Genomic DNA, 18,644 nt, shown 5'->3' on the forward strand with positions numbered 1-18,644 from the left:
TTCACGCTCCTGAAAAAAGATGCCTGACCACAAAGACCGTGGCAAAGCCGGCGGCCATGAAGCACAGAGTCGCCACTGCCGAACGGGGCGACAGGCGTGACAGGCCACAAACGCCATGGCCACTGGTGCAGCCACCGCCATAGCGAGTACCGAGACCTACCAGAACTCCCGCGACTATAAGCAGCCAAGGCGCCATACTGAAGTGAGCCGGAGGCATTGCCGAGAACAGTTGCCATAAAAGTGGCGCTGCAATGAGGCCCAACAAGAAGCACACTTTTTCACCCCGCCCTTCCCCGCCACTTTGCAGGAGAGAACCGAGCAAACCGCTGATGCCCGCGATGCGCCCGTTCGCAACGGCGAACAGCCCAGCGGCCAAACCGATCAGTGCCCCGCCTGCCAATGCCGACCACGGCGTGAAGGCAGCCATATCAACAAACATCTCAGCGCTCCATTGTCGAATTAGAGACAAAAACAGATTCCATCTTAACGCTAGAGAACGACCTCATGACACTTCCCTGCACGCGGTGCCCGCGTTCAAGCCTGCTGCGGAAACGATAGAAGCGAGACAATGAAGTCAGCTGACCGGCGCAGGCTTGATCGTCAGGATACTGCACGGTGCATGGCTTACAAGCCGCTCGGTGGTATCGCCGATCACCTTGGCCCAACGCCTGGCCTGCACAACGCCGACCACCACCACATCGATCTTCAGCGTGGCGATGTAGGACTTGATCACGCGCAGGGGCGCGCCTTCGCTGAAATGCCGTTGCGTATGGGCAACGCCATGTGCATCGGCCAACGCATCGAAAGGCAACTGCAGTGACTCGCGTAACTGGTTCGCCCAGGGGCCGGCAAGGTCAGGGTTGGCCAACATGGCGATGGGCAGGTCGTAAGCCGAGAGCAAGTGCAACTGGCCCTTGCATTGAGTCGCCAGTTGCTGACCTGCCGCGACCAAGGCATGGTTGAGGGCGTCGTTGTGTGGCGACGGGTTGGCGACATCCACTGCGACCAGAATGTTCTGGGGGATGGCTGGGGCATCCGCCGGTACGAACAGCAACGGCGTCTCACTTCCATGCAGCAACACTTGGTCTAGCGAGGTCCGGGCTATCTGGTCGAGCAGGGAATGGCCCGGGCAGTCCTTGATCACCAGATCAGGTGCGTAGCGGGCAATGCAGGCTGGCAGTTCATCGCGCGGATTGGAGGTTTCTACGGCCTCGAAACCTGGCCGAGCCCCAACGAATTGATGCTCATCCAGCAGCGCTTTGAGTTCGGTGCTGAAGTGCACGAATGAGACCGAAGGTAGCGAGTCCTCCTGCAATTCATGACGCAGGCGCAGTTCACCCGATTCGTGGATACCCAGTACTTGCAAGCTCGCCCCCGACGCCGCAGACAATGCCATGGCCCGGGGCAGCGCGGCATTGGCACGGGCCTCGGTCATGATTAGCAGAATCCGGCGATACGGCTTCATGGGACACCTCCCCGGCGCGGCTGTTGGGTTGCATGCGATTGTCATTATCGAAGCAGGTGCAGGTTCGTTTTTGATAAATATCAAGGCTCCCAGACGCCACCTCGCACCTGGTAGTGCTGAGCGTTGCTCTATTGCCATGGGCGGCGTCAAGCGCGCCGGGCTGTTTCGACAGGCACTGATTCAGCGCTTGTCCAGATAGCGATACAACGCTTCTTCCTGGTCGAAGTGCAATTGCGCAAGTGTGTCCAGACGGATGAGCTGGTGCTGGATATCGTCAGCGCTCGGGCTGGCCGCTGCCTGGACAAAATCTTTGCTCATGCGTGACAGCAACTGGATCTGACGGAAAATTTCGCGGTGGCAGTGGCTCATTGCCGAAAGGGGGTCATCACCAGCCATGTAGCGGCTCAACAATGGATACAAGCGTTGTTCATCATCCCGCTCGTGACGCTCCAGTAGCTCATGCAGGGCGGCGACGAGGTGATTCAGGTCGGTCCGGGCCTGCACGGTGGGTCGACTGGAAAAATCCCCGGCCATCTGGCTCAGTTCGGTCAGAAGCCCCTGCAGTTGCCGATGTTCGTCGCTCATGCGCTCCAGGTTCGCTACCCCAAGCCCGTTTCGCCCGTCCCCGGCCAAAGGGCCAAGGGCGCGTAACGCATTGACGATGACCAGCAAGTCGATGCCTTCCTGCAGTAGCGCTCCCATCACCGCTGGCAAGTAACCTGCAGCAGCGGCCAGCATGGCCAGCAACGACAGGGTCATGCCCACCCATACGCCCTGACGGGCGATGTGCACCGCATGCCGGGCGATGTCCAGCGCCTCGATCAAACGGTCCAGGCGGTCAACCAGCAAGACTACGCCGGCTGCCTGCGCCGAGGCGGTGACGCCGGCAGCACCCATGGCAACCCCGACATCGGCAGCAGCCAGCGCAGGCGCATCATTGATGCCATCACCAACCATCAAGGTCTGACCTTCGCGGCAGCCCTGCTGCACCAGCCGGATCTTGTCCCCAGGCGAGAGGCCTGAATGCAGCTCGTCGATGCCTGCCGTCAGCGCGATCATTTCGGCCGTTTGTGGGCGATCGCCCGTAAGCATCACGATCTTCTCGATGCCACGCGCACGGAGCCGACGCAGGGTCTGAGGCGTTTCCTGGCGCACATCATCGGCCAGCCGCAACAGCGCTTTCAATTCACCGTCCACCGCCACGAAACTACCGCTGCTGGCCAGATAGTCCAATTGTTGCAAGCGTGTCCGTGCCCACGCCTCCTCGTCCTTGCCATCCTGTACATAAGCCAGCGCGCCCACGCGCACGGCTTTGCCCTGAACTCGCCCGGCAAGCCCCTGGCCCGGGCTTTCCTGGACGTTTTCCGGCGTTGATAGTGGCAAGCCTCGCGAACGGGCAGCCTCAACGATGGCCTGTGAAATTGGATGGGTGGATGCCTGGGCCAACGATGCGGCCCGCTGCAGAATCTGCAGCGGTACCCCCTCCCCCTTGACCTCGATCGATTGCAGTCGGGCATGGCCACTGGTCAGGGTGCCGGTCTTGTCGAGAAACACCTGGCGAACCCCGGCGAGCGCTTCCAGCACTGCACCATCGCGCACCAGAATGTTCCGCCGTGCCGCACGCGAGATACCCGACAAGATGGCAATCGGCACCGCCAGAATCAGCGGGCATGGCGTGGCGACAACCAGAACGGCCAGTACCCGCTGGATGTCGCCGCTGATCCACCAGGCGAGCGCAGCGACCAGCATCGTCAGCGGAATGAGCGCCAGCGCGTAGCGGTCGGCCAGGCGCACGAAAGGTGCCCGTGACTGGCGTGCCGCCTCGGCCAGGCGCACGATGCCCGCATAAGTGCTTTGTGCCGCCGTGTGCGTGGCCAGCAGCCAAATCGGCGCGCCGGCGTTGCACACCCCGCTGGCTACGTGTTCGCCAGCATGGCGCGTTACAGGTAACGATTCGCCGGTCAGCGCGGCCTCGTCCAGGATGGCCTGGTCACTTTTCAACTGCCCGTCGACCGGCACGATGTCCCCCAGCCGCACCAGCAGGGTCTGCCCAGGCTGAACCTGATCCACCGCAACCTCGCGCAGCCCATCGTGTTCCTGGACCCAGGCACGCTGGGGCGCACGCTGGATCAGCGCGCGCAATTCGCGCTCGGCGTGGCGCAAGCTGAAGGCTTCCAACGCACGGCCGGTGGCCAGCATGAACGCAACCAGCGCGGCGACCAGCATCTGCTCGAGGATCAAGGCTGCGCCTATCGACAGCAGGGCTATCAGATCAATGCCCGCCTCCCCCCTGGCCAGGCGTCTGGCCATTTCCACCACCAGTACCAGTGCCATGAAGGCGCCGCCAGTCGCCCAGGCCAGCGCCGCCCAAGCGGGCTGTTGCGCCAGGTAGGCCAAGCCGCCAGTCAGCAAAGCCAGCACACACACCAACAACAGGCTGGAGTTCAACCAACGCTGTGCCATGGCGGCTACTTGCGTCTGGACTGCTGCAGCAGTTGTTGAACCTGGTCCTGAGCCAGGGTCGCCCTGCGCAGTGCCTCGTTGGCAGTCTGCTCTACCAGATCGATGCGGTAGCACACCTGATCGGCACGCAACCGCGCAGTGGCAGCATTGTCCTCTGCTGACGCCAGGCGCGCATCGTATTCCTCGGTGTGCCAAGGGCTGCAGCCTGACCCCGTCGCCAGTAACAGGCTCGTCAACCCCAAAAGCAGATAGCGTTGCATGTCCATACCCTCGTGCGTGCCAAGTCACCCTGAGTATCGGTAACGCCGCCTGCAGCAGCCTGACATTTGTCAATCGTGTGCTGAGTTCCTGCCGTTGCTGCGGCAGGCCAATGAGCTACCATCCATGCGTTGGTCGACAACTTGAAATGAACCGCCAATCAGGGCAGGAGTACCTGCGATGCTCACTGTCACGCTGATCAACATGCTGGTCGTGATCCTGGTGGTGATCATTCACTACGAATGCCTGCTGCGCCTGAATGACTGGCTACCACGGCTCAAACTCTGGAGCCGGTTTCGCATCGTAGCGGGCGTGTTCGGCGCACTACTGGCCCATGCGCTTGAGGTCTGGTGCTTTGCCCTGGTGTATTACCTGATGGCCCATGCCGACGGCTGGGGCACGCTCAGCGGCAACTTCGACGGGAGTTTCCTGGACTGCGTGTACTTTTCCTTCACCACCTATACCACCATTGGTTTCGGCGACATCACCCCGAGCGGGCACCTCAAGTACCTTACTGGCCTGCAGGCATTGACCGGCCTGGTGTTGATCACCTGGACCGCTTCGTTCCTCTTCCTGGAAATGCAGAAGTACTGGAAAGCCAAATAATGGAGTACCGGGTGCGGCGGTGACCACAAGCCGGCTGCCTGTTTACCATCGGCCAATTGGGCTGTGCGAACCGGTAACATCCGCTCTTCCCTCAAATTGACAGCAAAATCCAGTTGTCAGCCGAGCAATTGACAACTATCAAGTCGGTGCAAGGCCACGCAACGAAACTGTATCTCCACTGTTCATTCCAGACGTGTGAGGATACCGCCATGGCTCCAGTCAACCCCTCCCCTCAACCTGCCCCCACCTCATTTCCGGTGCCCGCCGGCGAGCATTGGATCGATGCTTTGGACAATGGTACCCATGTACTGATCAGGCCGTTGCAAGCCAAGGACAGGCAGCGCGAAAGAGCCTTCATCGAACGGTTGTCACCTGAATCACGGCACTTTCGCTTCCTGTGCCAGATCAAGGAGCCCGGTGAAGCCATGCTCGACCAGTTGATGGCGGTCGATCAGGACCGACAAGCGGCCTTCGTCGCCCTCGCGCATGTCGACGGCGAACTGCAAGAAGTGGGCATTTCCCGTTACGCTGCCTGTGACGCCAAGGATGAATGCGAATGTGCGGTCACGGTCCTCGACAGCTGGCAACACCATGGCCTCGGCCGCTTGCTGCTCAAGCACCTGACTGATCATGCACGGGCAAAAGGATTTCGGCAGATGTATTCGATCGATTCCGCCGCCAATCAGGCAATGCGTGACATGGCCAAGGCAGCAGGATTTACCACGACCACCGACCCTGATGATCCGAGCCAGGTAATCCACCGGCTTGTACTGAGCTGAACCAAAGCCGCCGCGGCATGACTTGTCCTGACGCGGCGGCCAGCATCTGATTCAAGGCATGGTTGCCTGAGGCTCCTCGGGCAACAGGTCGAACTGTTTGAGGCAGCGCTGCTCATCATCGGGTGTGAGTACCTTCAAGCCGCTCACCTCCTGCATGGGCGTTTCGAACAAAGCCATGCGTAGCACCCCGTTGCGCTTCATGAAGGTCTGTGCCAGACACGTGCACACCGGTTTGCCGACAAGTGTGGAGAGTTTTTCATATTCGGGTACGTCCACTTGAGCCTGCAGGTTGGCCTCGCAGTTCGCCACGATCTGCGTCACTGAGCGTCCTGCCAACCACAAGGCGCCTGTGCCCAGCAGCCCCAGGCACAACAGCACCACCAGCAGGATGTTCGACTCCCGGGCCACCGAGCGAAGGAACGCCAGCCTGGCCTGCCAGCCTGTCTCCTGGCCGTTGAAAATGGCCCTGCCGACAGTGCGCTTCACGCCTCGCTGCACCGCCCAGCCTAGCGCCACACTCAGGGCCAGCAAGGCCAGTATCACGGCCGGATCGTGCATGGGCAGGCGCCAGGTCGGGCTCAGCCCGTGGTAGGCCGATGCGGCGAGTAGCAAGACCAGAATCGCCACGATCCAACCCAGGCTGCCCTTTGGACGATGCATCCAGGCTCTGAGTTTTGCCCTTGCTTGTGTGTTCATGAATACCTCCCGCGCCGACCCAGGCTCTGTATGAGAAGCCTTGAAACTCGTTGATGCTGCGTTGAAAGCAGCCCCTAGCGCACTGGGTCGATGGCAACCGTTTCCTGATACTCAGGCACGCACACCTGCCAGCCGAGTTCGAGGCTGATCCGCCGCCGCAAGGTATCGGCAGCGTGTGGCTCGCCATGAATGACATAGGTCTGACGGGGCGGCCGGGTGAACCCGCGCAACCATTCCATGATTTCGTCGGCATCGGCGTGCGCAGAAAGATTCTCCATCGCATGCACCTGTGCACGGATGGGCACATCCTCGCCGTGCAACCGCACACTGTGGGCACCCGCTACAATATCGGCTCCCCGCGTACCCCCGGCTTGAAAGCCCGAGAACAGAATGCTGTTGCGTGGGTTGGGGGCCAGCGCCTTGAGGTGGTGAAGCACCCGTCCGCCGGTCGCCATACCACTGGCGGCGATGATCACTGCGGGCTCGCGCAGTTGGTCCAGGTGCCTGGACTCATCGACCGTCCGGATGATGTGCGTGCCTATGCACATGGCGGCGCACTCGGCTGCGGTCAGCCGGTGTTCACTGCGGTACTGCTGGTACAAGACGGTGGCGTCGGTGGCCATCGGGCTGTTCAGGTAGACCGGGATATCAGGGATCAGCCGGTCGCGCTTGAGCGTGTACAGGTAGTACATGAGCAGTTGGGCACGGCCGACGGCGAATGACGGCACGAGGGTAATGCCGTGGCGCAGGAGCGTTTCGTTGATGATCTTGGCCAAATACTGCTCGGTCGATTCGGCGGGATGCTGGCGATCCCCATAGGTAGATTCGATCAACAGCACGTCGGCCGTCCTGACCAGCTCAGGCGCACGCATGATCGGATCCTGAGGGCGCCCGAGATCACCCGAAAACAGCACGGTCTGCCCCTCGGCGCTGATCTGGACCGTGGCCGCCCCCAGAATATGCCCGGCGGTACGCAACAGCAACTCCATGCCCTCGGCGATCATGGTCACCTGATGCAACTCTACGGGGTGAAACAATGCCAGGACCCTTTTGGCATCCTGCTCTGTATAGAGCGGTTGCGCCGGTGCATGCTTGGAGTAACCGTGGCGATTGGCATGGTCGGCCTGCTCCTCCTGCAGCCGCGCACTGTCGAGCAAGAGGATTTCCGCCAGGGCGCAAGTCGCCGGCGTGGCGTAGATCGGCCCGCGGTAGCCTTCCCGAACCAGCACCGGCAGATAACCACTGTGGTCAAGGTGGGCGTGGGTCAGTACCACGGCATCGAGTGCCCGCAACGCCGGGGGCAGTGGCTGCCAGTTGCGCAGGCGCAGTTGCTTGAACCCCTGGAAGAGTCCGCAGTCGACCAATATCCGCGTGCTGTCACGGGTCAACAGGAATTTGCTGCCGGTAACGGTGCCGGTACCGCCAAGAAAAGTCAGTTGCATGGCCAAGGCTCCCAACTTTCGGCTATTTGGGGATGAACGGCGAGCACGCTGCACGGTGGGCGGCTGACGATACGCTCGGTGGTGTCTCCCAACAGTTTGTCCAGGCCTTTGGGCTGCACCACGCCCATCACCACCGCGTCGATGTCCAAGGCCGCGACCTGTTCACGGATCACCTGTACCGGGCCTCCTTCCATGAAATGTCGGCGGTCCGGCGCGACGCCTTCGGCATCGGCCAGCGCCTCGAAAGGCTCCTGCAGTGCCTCACGCATCTCGTCGATCCACGCCTGGGTGACATTCATGTCCGAGGCGAATACCCCTGCCAGGTTGTAGGCCGATAGCAGATGCAGGTGCGCGTCACACTGCAAGGCCAACGCCTGGGCAGCACGAATCAGTCCACGGTTGAAGCACGCCTGCACAGCAGGCGTCTCGCTGAACGCCGTATCCACTGCGACCAGGACACGCCGCGGCAATGAGATGGCCCCCGCCGGCACGAAATGGCTGACGCCTTTGAAACCTCGCATCAGCGCACAATCCAGTGGGGTGCCGAACACGCGCGCCAGGGCCGATGCGGCCTCGCTGTCCTTGATGACCATATCGGGCTGCAGTTCACTGATGTAATCGATCGCCTGGCTGCGGATATCCTCCGCATTCAGGCTGTCGACCGTCAGCGTTATACCGCTGCCGCGATGCCGCTCGACCAATCCCGTCAACTGAACGCGATAGTGTTCGTACTGGCGCTTGATATCGGCCTCATTCAGCCGCTCTTCGCGCAGAAGGTGCTGATCGCTCGGCTCGAACAAACCCAGTACATGCACGCTGGCGCCGCTGACATGCGCCAAGGCAAGGGCTCTGCGCAAAGCGGCGGAATGCGGATCTACCTCGGTCAGCAGCACCAGCAATTGTCGATATTGCCCCATGGTGAACCTCCGCGCTTGCGTCAGTGGATGTGATGCTGACGATGTTCCGCGCGCAGGGTCGATGTTGCTTGATGCAGATCAGAAAACCGCTACCCAGGCTGAACTTGATGATTGTCAGAACCGAAACGGCCCGCCACGTTAAAACGGCTGCACCAGGTACTGATCAAGCAACGGGAGGCGTCATGAACGGGCAGCAAACAGCACAGCCACAGACCTGCGAACACTGGGTCGAAAACCTCGAGGACGGTTCGGCGGTGCTGATCCGCCCACTGCGCGAAGAAGACCGCGAACGGGACAAGCGTTTTCTGAGCACCATCGCTTATGAATCACGGCGTTTTCGTTTCATTGCCGGGCTCAGCGGCGGCTTGCCTAGCTTGGACACGCAAGACATGCCCGTGGACTATCACCAGCGCATGGCCTATGTCGCCTTGGTTCATGTAGACGGTCAATTGCAACAAATCGGCGTCAGCCGCTATGCAGGCATACCTGGCAGTCAGCGGTGCGAATGTGCAGTAGCGGTCAGCGAAGACTGGCAGCGCAAGGGGTTGGGCAAGCGCCTGATGCAACACCTGATTGAAGCCGCACGACGAAATGGCTTTCAGTGCATGGTCTCCAGGGATCTGGCCAGCAACTATGCCATGCACCGGCTGGTCAAGGCTCTGGGCTTCACTTCAAGATACCCTGGCGGGGATGTGAGCGAGATCCTGCACGAACTTGACCTGCGGCCATGAAAAAACAAGGCCCTTGCGTAATGCCGGTCAGTTAAGCCAAATGGGGCTGCTTTGCAGCCCTTCGCGGGCAAGCCCGCTCCCACAGGATTGCGCAAAATCTCAAGCTTGCGCTGTACCTGTGGGAGCGGGCTTGCCCGCGAAGGGCCGCAAAGCGGCCCCAGTTAATGAGGATGAAACCTTAACTGACTGGCATTAGGCCCTTGCGGGCCTTGTGCTTCAGCCTTTGGAGCGCTCCGGAGAAATCACCAGCACACTGCTGGACAACCGATGCAAAACCCGCTCGGCAGTACTGCCGATGAACCAGCCGATGCCATGGTGGTGATAACTGCCCATGACCAGCACGTCGATATCATTGTTATCCATGAAGATCGCCAGGGCCTTTGCCGGGTCGCCTATGCGCATATGGCGGTGCTCGGCGGCGATCCCGTTGCGTTCGGCAAGCTCCTGGAAGGCAGCACTCTGAGCGTCATGCAAGGTCTGGGCGTGGTTCGAATCGAACAGAAACGAATGTTCCCGGCTGCCGCCTGCGTCCAGGTACATGGAACCCAAGTCGTAGGCATACAGCAGCTCGATCTGGGCATTGCACTGCAATGTCAGTTTCAACGCTTCGCTGATGATCTGGTCGTTGAAACCTTCGAACTGATCCTCAGGCCTGGACAGGTCCACCGCCGCAAGAATCCTTCGTGGCAACGCGTGGCTGGCCTTGTGTACCAAGTGCAAGGGGGTTCGCGTTTCACGCAGCAACTGGATATCCAGCGAGGTGAACATTGCGCGCATCCACCAGGGCTCATGCTCGAACGCCTTGATCAGCATGGCGAACGGCTGCTCACGCAAGTGCACCAGGATCTCGTTCAAGGGGTGCTGCACCCACACCACCTCGGTTGTGACGATGACACCGCTGCGGCGCATCGATGTCGCCTGGGTTTCCAGCCACTCGCGGTGCTGCTGCACATACCCCTCGCGCATGACTGCCAGCGCCTGGTCATTCACCAGGCCCGCCGTTGCAAGCCCTTCCACGTAGTCGAAAGCGACAATGTGCAGCGCCATCCCCTTGGCCTTGGCCAGCGCGGCAGCCCTGTCATAGACCGGAGTTCGGCGCATCAGGGGGGAGGCAATCAGCAGCAGTCTTTGCGGAGTTTCCATGGCACACCTCTGAGGTTGCGATATGTAGCTCAAGCATCTGCCACGCAGGTCTTGCGAATTTGATGTTTATCAACTGGAGCGCCTTCTGACAAACGGCATTGCCCATGGCGCAAGAACCTGACGCAGATCAATGTCTCGACCCTTCGCTGGCGCACCCTGTACCCAGATCAACAACAACTTCAGGCGCCGCAGGCGTGCCATGGCGATAACGCCCTGAGCTTCACCTCCGCTGCCGGCAGGGACGCCTTCATTCTGCATTGTCTATCGATACATGCTTTGGAGGCCCTGATGAACATTTACGTCGAGAAGAACACTGAGCAGGGACGCTGTTGGGTGCGCATGGATCACTGGCGGGTGAGTTTCAGTACGGCTGCCGAAGCCGAGCGGTTTGTCGAGCGACTTACAATCCGCCTCAATGCCCCCCACTCGCGTGACATGCTGGCCGATTGGTCGCCCCATACCGGGGATGCCGCCGGGCACGGTGCGCTTAATGGCGCGGGGGCCCAAAGCGGCCTCCGAAGTGCAAAGGAGGCCTGAAGATGCCTGGCCAGCTGAAGGTCGTACTACTCGACTCGTCCAACGAATCGTGCAAGGCAAACCCTATTCACCTGAAACCGCTGGCGACCCACTGCATGGATTGCCGGGTCAGCGGCCTGTGCCTCCCCACCGGCCTGCCGGTTCACGACAACAGCTGTCTGGACGCGTTGATAGGCCCACGCATACGCATTCGCAAGGGCGCCGCGCTATTCAACGCCAACGATCCGCTGACCATGCTCTATGCCGTACGCTGCGGCAGTTTCAAGACCAGCCTGAACACCGCTGAGGGGCAAGGCGTGGTGATCAACTTCTGGATGCCGGGCGATGTACTCGGCCTCGATGCCATTGCCACAGAGCACCATGTCTGCGACGCCATTGCCCTGGAAGACAGCGAAGTCTGCCCAGTCCCCTATCGCCGCTTGCAAACCCTGGCGCGTGACTTTCCGGTCCTGCAGCAAAGCCTCAATCGCTTGATGAGCCGGGAGATCGTGCGTGAGCACGGGCGTGTACTGATGCTGTGCAACCTCACAGCAGAACAGCGGCTGGCCAGCTTTCTGGTGGGGCTCTCCAGGCGCTTCGTCAGCCGCGGTTATTCTGCCCATGGCTTCATGTTGCGGATGTCCCGAGAAGACATGGCTTCGTACCTGGGATTACGCCTGGAAACCGTGTGCCGATCCATCGCGCACCTGCGGGCGCTGGGTCTCGTCGACCTGCATGGCAGGTTGGTGGAAATTCTCGATATGCCTGCACTCATGGCACTGGAACAAGGCGGCGGTGAATGTGAGGTCAAGGGCCCCTGAAGGCACCCGGTTCGACGCCGTAGATGTTGGCCACGGCGCTGTCACGCAAGCACTCCCCTCAGGCCAAACCGCCAAAACGCTTGTAGAAACTCTCGCTCACATCCGGCAATGGACCGTCTGCCGTCTCCAGCGCTGCATTCAACCATTCTTCGGCCTTGGCAAACACCAGTCGGTAGAGGTTACGGCACAACTGTCGCGCTGCCCTTCCCTCCCAGTCCCCTGGCAGTAGCTCGTCGGGTAGTTGCGGGTCGCGCAGCAGCAGGCGGCGGTATTCGTGAATCAGCAGCGTACGCGCCAGGAAGCAATCTTGAGCATCAAGCAACGGCTGCTCTTTCAAACCTTGCCACAGTGGCCTGAACAGCTGGATAAACTCGCTGTATTGCTGCCCCAGTTCGTCGATACGCCAGCTTTCCCGCACCTGGGCGCGCATGGCCTTGGACGCGAGTACCTCCTGGGTGTGGGTTTCGAAGACGATGCTGTCGTCGCCGGCCTCAAGGTCACGCAGCGTGGCCACCAGGTCGGCACGGTCTGCCCGCGGGCAACCTAGCAGGTTCGGCGCCATGACACCAAAGCCCTGCCACTCCAGCTCTTCACGCACGGCCTTGCGTTTACCCGCCTCGAGTTGCGACAGCAACACCAGCGTCCAGGCCCCGTCCCAGGCTGGCTGGCTCGGGCTATAGACGCGCTTGAAGGCTTTTTCGAAGCGCCGACGGCCAGTGCCTGTCAGGCTGTAATAACTGCGTCGCCCCACCTTTTCTGAAGTGAGCCAACCTTCTTTGGTAAGGCGAAAGATCGACGTGCGTATCAGCCGTTCATTGATGCCTATCGGTTCCAGCAGGTTGATCAGGCTACCGAGCCAGACTGTACCGCCGTGCGGCTCGATGGCATCGCCGTACAACGTGATGATCAGGGAGCTGGCGCGGATTGGCGTCTGCTCCTGAAAGCGGGTGATCAAGTGGTTCAGTGGGGCGAGATTGCTCATGGGCGAACTGTGCGCGGATAAAGCACCGACTATACCTGTGCGGTGGGCCGCCTGGCCATTGCGTGTCGCTGCCAGGCTCATGCGCTCGCCTGGCCCTTGGGCCTGACCCCGGTGTCTTCCATGCGCGGGCGTCCCGGCTCTGCCTCGGTCAGCGGCGGACATTCGACCATGCTGTTCATGCAGCGCTGCGCCAGGTGCTGGTACTCCGCCGTCCCGCGCTGTTTCCAGGCCAGTTCCTGATCGGTCAGCGGGCGTTTGACCTGGGCTGGCGACCCCATCACCAGGCTCTGCGCCGCACATTCGAAGCCAGCTTTGACGAATGCGGTGGCCGCGACAATGCTGCGTGGTGCTACATGGGCGCCGTCCATCACCACGGCATTCATGCCGATCAATGAATCTTCGCCCACGCGACAGCCGTGCAGCACGGCGCCATGGCCGACATGCCCATTACGTTCCACTACGGTGTCGCCCCCCGGGAAACCATGCATCACGCAGGTGTCCTGCAAGTTGGCGCCCTCCTCCAGCACGATGCGGCCGAAATCGCCCCTGAGCGATGCCAGCGGGCCAATGTAGCAGCGGGGGCCGACGATGACGTCGCCGATCAGGACTGCGCTGGGGTGCACGTAGGCTGTCGGGTGAACCACAGGCGTCAGGCCGTCCAGTCGATAGCAAGGCATGGCAACACTCTTGAAATGATTTGAAATGTCAGTCGATCTTGTATCATAACCTAGTTGGTCGTCAATCGTGTATCACTTGTGCCGAGTCAATACTGCAAGGCAGAAACCCTCTGTAAATACTCAAAAACGCCTAGATTAAACGATTCTTCTGCAACTACTGCACTGGAGTCGTGATCACAGGAAAACGAAAAAGAGATACGTAAAATAGCATTTAGGCTTGCATAGCTGTATCACATGGAGCATATACTGACCTCACCTGGTCGTGATCCCGCATTACGCCCCTGCAAACAATTCCAAAAAATGCCGGCCACGCGATGTGCCGTGCGTGCAGCCAGAGGAACCCGAGATGCCGCGATATATCGATGTGCAGGCGCCCGAACACGGCGTTCAGCTCATTACCCTGCAACGGCCCGAGGCCTTGAATGCCCTGTGCACCGAGCTACTGGCAGAACTGGCTGCTGCGCTGCAGGCTGCCGGGGACGACGAGCCTGTCCGAGCTGTAGTGATTACGGGCAGTGCCAAGGCATTCGCCGCAGGCGCCGACATCCGCGAGATGGCTGATCGCGACCTGGTCGGCATCCTCAATGACCCGCGCGTAGCGCATTGGCAAAGCATCGCCGCATTCGCCAAACCGCTGATTGCCGCAGTCAACGGCTATGCCCTGGGTGGCGGCTGCGAACTGGCAATGTGCGCCGACATCGTCATCGCCAGTACCGACGCCCGTTTCGGCCAGCCGGAAATCAACCTTGGCATCATCCCTGGTGCTGGCGGCACCCAGCGCTTGATGCGTGCCGTCGGTAAGCCATTGGCCATGCAAATGGTACTGACGGGGGAAGCCATCACTGCCCACCGTGCCCAACAGGCCGGCCTGGTCAGCGAAATCACCCAGCCCGAACTCACCGTAGAACGCGCCATGCAGGTTGCCCGCAGCATCGCCGCCAAAGCGCCGCTGGCCGTTCGCCTGGCCAAGGAGGCATTACTGAAGGCCGGTGATACCGACCTGGCCAGCGGCCTGCGCTTCGAGCGCCATGCCTTCACCCTGCTGGCTGGCACCGCCGACCGCGATGAAGGCATCCGCGCCTTCCAGGAAAAGCGCCAGGCCCGTTTCCAGGGGCGCTGATCATCATTCTCTCGACTGACGGAGCGAGTCTGTCATGACTTTCCAGCACATCCTGTTTTCCATCGAGGACGGCGTTGCCTTCCTTTCATTGAACCGCCCCGAGCAGCTGAACAGCTTCAATACGGCCATGCACCTGGAGGTGCGCGAAGCGCTCAGGCAAGTGCGCCAGAGCAGTGAAGCGCGGGTACTGCTGCTGACGGCTGAAGGCCGCGGTTTCTGTGCCGGCCAGGACCTGTCCGACCGCAACGTTGCCCCAGGCGCCGAAATGCCAGACCTGGGCCAATCGATCGACAAGTTATACAACCCGCTGGTGCGCACCCTGCGCGATCTGCCTTTGCCGGTGATCTGCGCAGTCAACGGCGTGGCGGCCGGTGCCGGCGCCAACATTCCGTTGGCCTGCGACCTGGTGCTGGCCGCCCGCTCGGCCAGTTTCATCCAGGCCTTCTGCAAGATTGGCCTGGTGCCGGATTCCGGCGGTACCTGGCTGCTGCCGCGCTTGGTCGGCATGGCCCGGGCCAAGGCGCTGGCCATGCTGGGCGAGCGCCTTGGCGCCGAACAGGCCGAGCAATGGGGGCTGATCCATCGTGTGGTGGATGATGCCGCGCTGCGTGACGAAGCCTTCACTCTCGCCCGCCAGCTCGCCGCCCAGCCTACCTACGGCCTGGCACTGATCAAGCGCAGCCTCAATGCCAGTTTCGACAACGGGTTCGAGGAGCAGCTGGAGCTGGAGCGCGACCTGCAGCGCCTGGCCGGGCGCAGCGAGGACTACCGCGAAGGCGTAAGCGCCTTCATGAACAAACGCACGCCAGCCTTCAAGGGGCGCTGAACATGGGCGCACTCGCAAGCAATGTGCAGGTGGCGGTGATCGGTGCCGGCGCCATGGGCGCCGGTATCGCCCAGGTCGCGGCCCAGGCCGGCCACCCCGTCAAACTCTACGACAACCGCCCGGGTGCTGCCGCCCAGGCGGTGACGGGTATCGATCGGCAACTGGCCCGACTGGTGGACAAAGGAAAGTTACTGGCCGCTGAACGCGAAACGATCAATGCCCGCCTGTGCCCGGTCGATACACTCGAATCCTTGGCAGATGCCGGCCTGGTGATTGAAGCCATCGTCGAAAACCTGCAGGTGAAGCAGGCGTTGTTCAACCAGCTCGAAACCCTGTGCGCAGCCGACTGTATCCTTGCCAGCAACACTTCGTCACTGTCCATCACCAGCCTCGCCGCTGGCCTTGAACGCCCGCAGCACGTGGTCGGTATGCACTTCTTCAACCCGGCACCGCTGATGGCGCTTGTCGAGGTGGTGTCGGGCCTGGCAACCGACCCGGCAGTGGCCGCATGCATCTACGCCACTGCCCAGGCCTGGGGCAAGCAGCCGGTACATGCACGCTCTACACCGGGTTTCATCGTCAACCGTGTAGCGCGGCCGTTCTATGCCGAAAGCCTGCGCCTGATGCAGGAAGGTGCCGCCGATTGCGCCAGCCTGGATGCGCTGATGCGTGACGCTGGCGGCTTTCGCATGGGGGCGTTCGAGCTGACCGACCTGATTGGCCATGACGTCAATTACGCGGTCACCTGTTCCGTATTCGATGCTTTCTATGGCGATTTCCGCTTCCAGCCTTCGCTGGTGCAGAAGGAACTGGTGGACGCCGGTCGCCTGGGGCGCAAGACCGGCCAAGGCTTTTACCGCTATGCCGAAGGCGTCGAGCCTCCGCAGCCGGCCGAACTGCACAGCTCCGCCTGCGCAGAGGCCTGCGTTGTCGAGGGCAACCTGGGGGTGATGCAGCCGCTGGTCGAGCGCCTGCGCCAAAGCGGCATTGCCGTGACCCAACGCGCCGGTAGTGGCTTGATTCAGGTGGGCGATGCCACCCTGGCCCTGTCCGATGGCCGTCTGGCCAGCCAGCGCGCCCGCGAAGACGGCCTGCGCAACCTTGTGCTGCTCGACCTGGCGCTGGACTACAGCAGCGCCACCCGCCTTGCCATCAGCTGGTCCGCCGATACCACTGACAGCGCCCGTGACCAGGCCGTAGCCCTGTTGCAGCGCGCCGGCCTGAAAGTGACCGGCATCGCCGACCTGCCCGGCCTAGTGGTCCTGCGTACCGTGGCAATGCTTGCCAACGAGGCCGCCGATGCGGTGCTTCAGGGCGTCGGCAGCGCCGCCGACATCGACCTGGCCATGCGCGCCGGCGTCAATTACCCCTGCGGCCCGCTGGCGTGGGCGGCGAACATCGGTATTGCCCATACCCTGCGCGTGCTCGACAACCTGCAGCGCAGCTACGGTGAAAGCCGCTATCGCCCTTCCCTGCTGTTACGTCGCTGCGAAGCCAAAGGAGGCACCCTTCATGACTGAAGTGCAACTGGCACAAGCCTGTGCCGACGCCATGTACGCCCGCGACCCGGCCACTCAGGGCCTGGGCATCAGCCTGCTGGATGCCGGCCCAGGCCGGGCCAGCCTGCGCATGCCGGTGCGTGCCGACATGATCCAGGGCCATGGCACCTGCCATGGCGGTTTCCTGTTCGCTTTGGCTGATTCGGCGTTTGCCTTCGCCTGTAACAGCTACGACCAGGCCACGGTGGCGCTGGGGTGCAGCATCGACTACCTGGCCCCGGCGCTGCGCGATGACGTGCTCACCGCCCACGCCAGCGAAGTCAGCCGCAAAGGCCGCACCGGCCTGTACGACGTGCGCATCGACAACCAGCGCGGTGAGCTGGTGGCGATGTTCCATGGCAAATCCTACAAAGTGCGCGGCACCGTGCTGGCGCAGGAGACGCAAGATGAATGAACCGACCCACGCCGATGCCTTGATCATCGACGCCGTGCGCACCCCCATTGGCCGCTATGCCGGGGCCCTGAGCAGCGTGCGCGCCGACGACCTGGCGGCCATCCCGCTCAAAGCCTTGATCCAGCGCCACCCCGAACTGGACTGGAAAGCCATTGATGACGTCATCTTCGGCTGTGCCAACCAGGCCGGCGAAGACAACCGCAACGTGGCTCACATGGCGAGCCTGCTGGCCGGGCTACCACTCGAAGTACCAGGGACCACGATCAACCGCCTGTGCGGTTCCGGCCTGGATGCCATCGGCAATGCGGCGCGCGCCCTGCGCTGTGGTGAAGCGGGGCTTATGCTGGCCGGTGGCGTGGAATCCATGTCGCGTGCACCGTTTGTGATGGGTAAGTCGGAACAGGCATTCGGCCGTGCGGCCGAGCTTGTCGACACCACGATAGGCTGGCGTTTCGTCAACCCGCTGATGAAGGCCGCCTACGGCATCGATTCGATGCCGGAAACCGCCGAAAACGTGGCCGAACAGTTCGGCATCTCGCGCGCCGACCAGGATGCGTTTGCCCTGCGCAGCCAGCACAAGGCTGCAGCCGCTCAGGCCCGCGGCCGCCTGGCACAGGAAATCGTGCCGGTCGAAATCCCGCAACGCAAAGGCCCGGCCAAAGTGGTCGAGCATGACGAGCACCCACGCGGCGACACCACGCTGGAGCAGTTGGCTCGGCTCGGCACGCCGTTTCGTGAAGGCGGCAGTGTAACGGCTGGTAATGCCTCCGGCGTGAATGACGGCGCTTGCGCCCTGCTGCTGGCCAGCAGCGCCGCAGCCCGCCGCCATGGCTTGAAAGCGCGCGGGCGCATCGTCGGCATGGCGGTGGCCGGGGTCGAGCCCAGGCTGATGGGCATCGGTCCGGTGCCTGCGACCCGCAAGGTGCTGGCACTCACCGGCCTGACACTGGCTGACATGGATGTCATCGAACTCAATGAGGCCTTTGCCGCCCAAGGGCTGGCCGTGTTGCGCGAGCTGGGCCTGGCCGACGACGACCCGCGAATCAACCGCAACGGCGGCGCCATCGCCCTGGGCCATCCCCTGGGCATGAGCGGTGCCCGGTTGGTGACCACTGCCTTGCACGAGCTTGAAGAAACGGCCGGCCGCTACGCCCTGTGCACCATGTGCATCGGCGTAGGCCAAGGCATTGCCATGATCATCGAGCGCCTCTGAGCGGTTCAGACCCTGCGCTTGTTACCGAACTGAACG

The 18,644-nt window shown here is 61.9% G+C and carries 20 protein-coding genes; 10 read left to right on the plus strand and 10 right to left on the minus strand.

Annotated elements, in window-relative coordinates; translation table 11 throughout:
• Position 1: 1 nt before the first annotated feature.
• From AC3B5Q_RS13400 to AC3B5Q_RS13415, 4 genes are all read right to left on the minus strand, one after another.
• Positions 2-439, minus strand: coding sequence for a YeeE/YedE family protein (locus tag AC3B5Q_RS13400; RefSeq protein WP_021784683.1), 438 nt, complete (start codon positions 437-439; stop codon positions 2-4).
• A gap of 135 nt (positions 440-574) precedes the next feature.
• The gene (locus AC3B5Q_RS13405; RefSeq protein WP_021784684.1) at positions 575-1,465 is read right to left on the minus strand and encodes a universal stress protein; all 891 of its coding nucleotides are present in this window, start codon (positions 1,463-1,465) and stop codon (positions 575-577) included.
• A 180-nt stretch (positions 1,466-1,645) separates the two neighbouring features.
• The gene (locus tag AC3B5Q_RS13410; protein ID WP_021784685.1) at positions 1,646-3,928 is read right to left on the minus strand and encodes a heavy metal translocating P-type ATPase; all 2,283 of its coding nucleotides are present in this window, start codon (positions 3,926-3,928) and stop codon (positions 1,646-1,648) included.
• 5 nt (positions 3,929-3,933) lie between these two features.
• On the minus strand, positions 3,934-4,188 hold the full coding sequence (locus AC3B5Q_RS13415) for a hypothetical protein (protein ID WP_028697431.1): 255 nt from the start codon (positions 4,186-4,188) through the stop codon (positions 3,934-3,936).
• Positions 4,189-4,366: 178 nt separating this feature from the next.
• Here AC3B5Q_RS13415 and AC3B5Q_RS13420 point away from each other — a divergent pair, with 178 nt between their 5' ends.
• Together AC3B5Q_RS13420 and AC3B5Q_RS13425 are read left to right on the plus strand one after the other, a co-directional pair.
• Positions 4,367-4,792, plus strand: coding sequence for a potassium channel family protein (locus AC3B5Q_RS13420; protein WP_021784687.1), 426 nt, complete (start codon positions 4,367-4,369; stop codon positions 4,790-4,792).
• A 209-nt stretch (positions 4,793-5,001) separates the two neighbouring features.
• Entirely contained in the window at positions 5,002-5,571 is a 570-nt protein-coding gene (locus AC3B5Q_RS13425) for a GNAT family N-acetyltransferase (RefSeq protein WP_021784688.1), read from the plus strand.
• A 51-nt stretch (positions 5,572-5,622) separates the two neighbouring features.
• On the opposite strand, the gene AC3B5Q_RS13430 is transcribed toward AC3B5Q_RS13425, so the two are convergent.
• The 3 genes from AC3B5Q_RS13430 to AC3B5Q_RS13440 form a co-directional block, all read right to left on the minus strand.
• The gene (locus AC3B5Q_RS13430) at positions 5,623-6,231 is read right to left on the minus strand and encodes a hypothetical protein (RefSeq protein WP_021784689.1); all 609 of its coding nucleotides are present in this window, start codon (positions 6,229-6,231) and stop codon (positions 5,623-5,625) included.
• A gap of 110 nt (positions 6,232-6,341) precedes the next feature.
• A complete protein-coding gene (locus AC3B5Q_RS13435; RefSeq protein ID WP_021784690.1) occupies positions 6,342-7,709 on the minus strand; it encodes an MBL fold metallo-hydrolase RNA specificity domain-containing protein in 1,368 nt (455 codons plus the stop codon).
• Complete coding sequence (locus AC3B5Q_RS13440; RefSeq protein WP_021784691.1) at positions 7,700-8,626, minus strand: universal stress protein; 927 nt, start codon at positions 8,624-8,626, stop codon at positions 7,700-7,702. The genes AC3B5Q_RS13435 and AC3B5Q_RS13440 overlap by 10 nt, the downstream gene beginning before the upstream one ends.
• 182 nt (positions 8,627-8,808) lie before the next feature.
• On the opposite strand from AC3B5Q_RS13440, the gene AC3B5Q_RS13445 reads away from it, so the two are divergent.
• The gene (locus tag AC3B5Q_RS13445) at positions 8,809-9,357 is read left to right on the plus strand and encodes a GNAT family N-acetyltransferase (protein WP_004374560.1); all 549 of its coding nucleotides are present in this window, start codon (positions 8,809-8,811) and stop codon (positions 9,355-9,357) included.
• A 216-nt stretch (positions 9,358-9,573) separates the two neighbouring features.
• Here the strand turns inward: AC3B5Q_RS13445 and AC3B5Q_RS13450 are convergent, their stop codons facing one another.
• Positions 9,574-10,500, minus strand: coding sequence for a universal stress protein (locus AC3B5Q_RS13450; protein ID WP_021784692.1), 927 nt, complete (start codon positions 10,498-10,500; stop codon positions 9,574-9,576).
• 288 nt (positions 10,501-10,788) lie between these two features.
• Between AC3B5Q_RS13450 and AC3B5Q_RS13455 the strand changes: the two genes are divergently transcribed.
• Together AC3B5Q_RS13455 and AC3B5Q_RS13460 are read left to right on the plus strand one after the other, a co-directional pair.
• Positions 10,789-11,037 (plus strand): hypothetical protein, encoded by a 249-nt coding sequence (locus AC3B5Q_RS13455; RefSeq protein ID WP_021784693.1) that lies wholly within the window; start codon positions 10,789-10,791, stop codon positions 11,035-11,037.
• Positions 11,038-11,039: 2 nt separating this feature from the next.
• Positions 11,040-11,837 (plus strand): helix-turn-helix domain-containing protein, encoded by a 798-nt coding sequence (locus AC3B5Q_RS13460; protein WP_021784694.1) that lies wholly within the window; start codon positions 11,040-11,042, stop codon positions 11,835-11,837.
• Between the two features lie 58 nt (positions 11,838-11,895).
• On the opposite strand, the gene paaX is transcribed toward AC3B5Q_RS13460, so the two are convergent.
• Positions 11,896-12,819, minus strand: a complete 924-nt coding sequence (paaX, locus tag AC3B5Q_RS13465) for a phenylacetic acid degradation operon negative regulatory protein PaaX (protein ID WP_181004846.1) — start codon at positions 12,817-12,819, stop codon at positions 11,896-11,898.
• 77 nt (positions 12,820-12,896) lie between these two features.
• Positions 12,897-13,496 carry a phenylacetic acid degradation protein PaaY gene (gene paaY / locus AC3B5Q_RS13470; RefSeq protein ID WP_021784696.1) on the minus strand — a complete coding sequence of 200 codons (600 nt, stop codon included), beginning with the start codon at positions 13,494-13,496 and terminating at the stop codon, positions 12,897-12,899.
• A 346-nt stretch (positions 13,497-13,842) separates the two neighbouring features.
• Between paaY and paaF the strand changes: the two genes are divergently transcribed.
• Genes paaF through pcaF form a run of 5 tightly spaced genes read left to right on the plus strand, consistent with a single transcriptional unit; the run spans position 13,843 to position 18,608 of the window.
• On the plus strand, positions 13,843-14,616 hold the full coding sequence (gene paaF / locus AC3B5Q_RS13475; RefSeq protein WP_021784697.1) for a 2,3-dehydroadipyl-CoA hydratase PaaF: 774 nt from the start codon (positions 13,843-13,845) through the stop codon (positions 14,614-14,616).
• 34 nt (positions 14,617-14,650) lie between these two features.
• Positions 14,651-15,442 carry a 2-(1,2-epoxy-1,2-dihydrophenyl)acetyl-CoA isomerase PaaG gene (gene paaG / locus AC3B5Q_RS13480; protein ID WP_488392625.1) on the plus strand — a complete coding sequence of 264 codons (792 nt, stop codon included), beginning with the start codon at positions 14,651-14,653 and terminating at the stop codon, positions 15,440-15,442.
• A gap of 2 nt (positions 15,443-15,444) precedes the next feature.
• A complete protein-coding gene (gene paaH / locus AC3B5Q_RS13485; protein WP_021784699.1) occupies positions 15,445-16,962 on the plus strand; it encodes a 3-hydroxyacyl-CoA dehydrogenase PaaH in 1,518 nt (505 codons plus the stop codon).
• Positions 16,955-17,395 (plus strand): hydroxyphenylacetyl-CoA thioesterase PaaI, encoded by a 441-nt coding sequence (paaI, locus tag AC3B5Q_RS13490; RefSeq protein ID WP_021784700.1) that lies wholly within the window; start codon positions 16,955-16,957, stop codon positions 17,393-17,395. The genes paaH and paaI overlap by 8 nt, the downstream gene beginning before the upstream one ends.
• Complete coding sequence (gene pcaF / locus AC3B5Q_RS13495; protein ID WP_103470319.1) at positions 17,388-18,608, plus strand: 3-oxoadipyl-CoA thiolase; 1,221 nt, start codon at positions 17,388-17,390, stop codon at positions 18,606-18,608. The genes paaI and pcaF overlap by 8 nt, the downstream gene beginning before the upstream one ends.
• Positions 18,609-18,644 lie beyond the last annotated feature (36 nt).

This window comes from Pseudomonas sp. D5(2026), assembly GCF_057766845.1.

Coding starts and splice junctions, on each gene's coding strand:
- AC3B5Q_RS13400 (WP_021784683.1), bottom strand. CDS start 439: ATGTTTGTTGATATGGCTGCCTTCACGCCGTGGTCGGCATTGGCAGGC.
- AC3B5Q_RS13405 (WP_021784684.1), bottom strand. CDS start 1,465: ATGAAGCCGTATCGCCGGATTCTGCTAATCATGACCGAGGCCCGTGCC.
- AC3B5Q_RS13410 (WP_021784685.1), bottom strand. CDS start 3,928: ATGGCACAGCGTTGGTTGAACTCCAGCCTGTTGTTGGTGTGTGTGCTG.
- AC3B5Q_RS13415 (WP_028697431.1), bottom strand. CDS start 4,188: ATGCAACGCTATCTGCTTTTGGGGTTGACGAGCCTGTTACTGGCGACG.
- AC3B5Q_RS13420 (WP_021784687.1), top strand. CDS start 4,367: ATGCTCACTGTCACGCTGATCAACATGCTGGTCGTGATCCTGGTGGTG.
- AC3B5Q_RS13425 (WP_021784688.1), top strand. CDS start 5,002: ATGGCTCCAGTCAACCCCTCCCCTCAACCTGCCCCCACCTCATTTCCG.
- AC3B5Q_RS13430 (WP_021784689.1), bottom strand. CDS start 6,231: ATGCATCGTCCAAAGGGCAGCCTGGGTTGGATCGTGGCGATTCTGGTC.
- AC3B5Q_RS13435 (WP_021784690.1), bottom strand. CDS start 7,709: ATGCAACTGACTTTTCTTGGCGGTACCGGCACCGTTACCGGCAGCAAA.
- AC3B5Q_RS13440 (WP_021784691.1), bottom strand. CDS start 8,626: ATGGGGCAATATCGACAATTGCTGGTGCTGCTGACCGAGGTAGATCCG.
- AC3B5Q_RS13445 (WP_004374560.1), top strand. CDS start 8,809: ATGAACGGGCAGCAAACAGCACAGCCACAGACCTGCGAACACTGGGTC.
- AC3B5Q_RS13450 (WP_021784692.1), bottom strand. CDS start 10,500: ATGGAAACTCCGCAAAGACTGCTGCTGATTGCCTCCCCCCTGATGCGC.
- AC3B5Q_RS13455 (WP_021784693.1), top strand. CDS start 10,789: ATGAACATTTACGTCGAGAAGAACACTGAGCAGGGACGCTGTTGGGTG.
- AC3B5Q_RS13460 (WP_021784694.1), top strand. CDS start 11,040: ATGCCTGGCCAGCTGAAGGTCGTACTACTCGACTCGTCCAACGAATCG.
- paaX (WP_181004846.1), bottom strand. CDS start 12,819: ATGAGCAATCTCGCCCCACTGAACCACTTGATCACCCGCTTTCAGGAG.
- paaY (WP_021784696.1), bottom strand. CDS start 13,496: ATGCCTTGCTATCGACTGGACGGCCTGACGCCTGTGGTTCACCCGACA.
- paaF (WP_021784697.1), top strand. CDS start 13,843: ATGCCGCGATATATCGATGTGCAGGCGCCCGAACACGGCGTTCAGCTC.
- paaG (WP_488392625.1), top strand. CDS start 14,651: ATGACTTTCCAGCACATCCTGTTTTCCATCGAGGACGGCGTTGCCTTC.
- paaH (WP_021784699.1), top strand. CDS start 15,445: ATGGGCGCACTCGCAAGCAATGTGCAGGTGGCGGTGATCGGTGCCGGC.
- paaI (WP_021784700.1), top strand. CDS start 16,955: ATGACTGAAGTGCAACTGGCACAAGCCTGTGCCGACGCCATGTACGCC.
- pcaF (WP_103470319.1), top strand. CDS start 17,388: ATGAATGAACCGACCCACGCCGATGCCTTGATCATCGACGCCGTGCGC.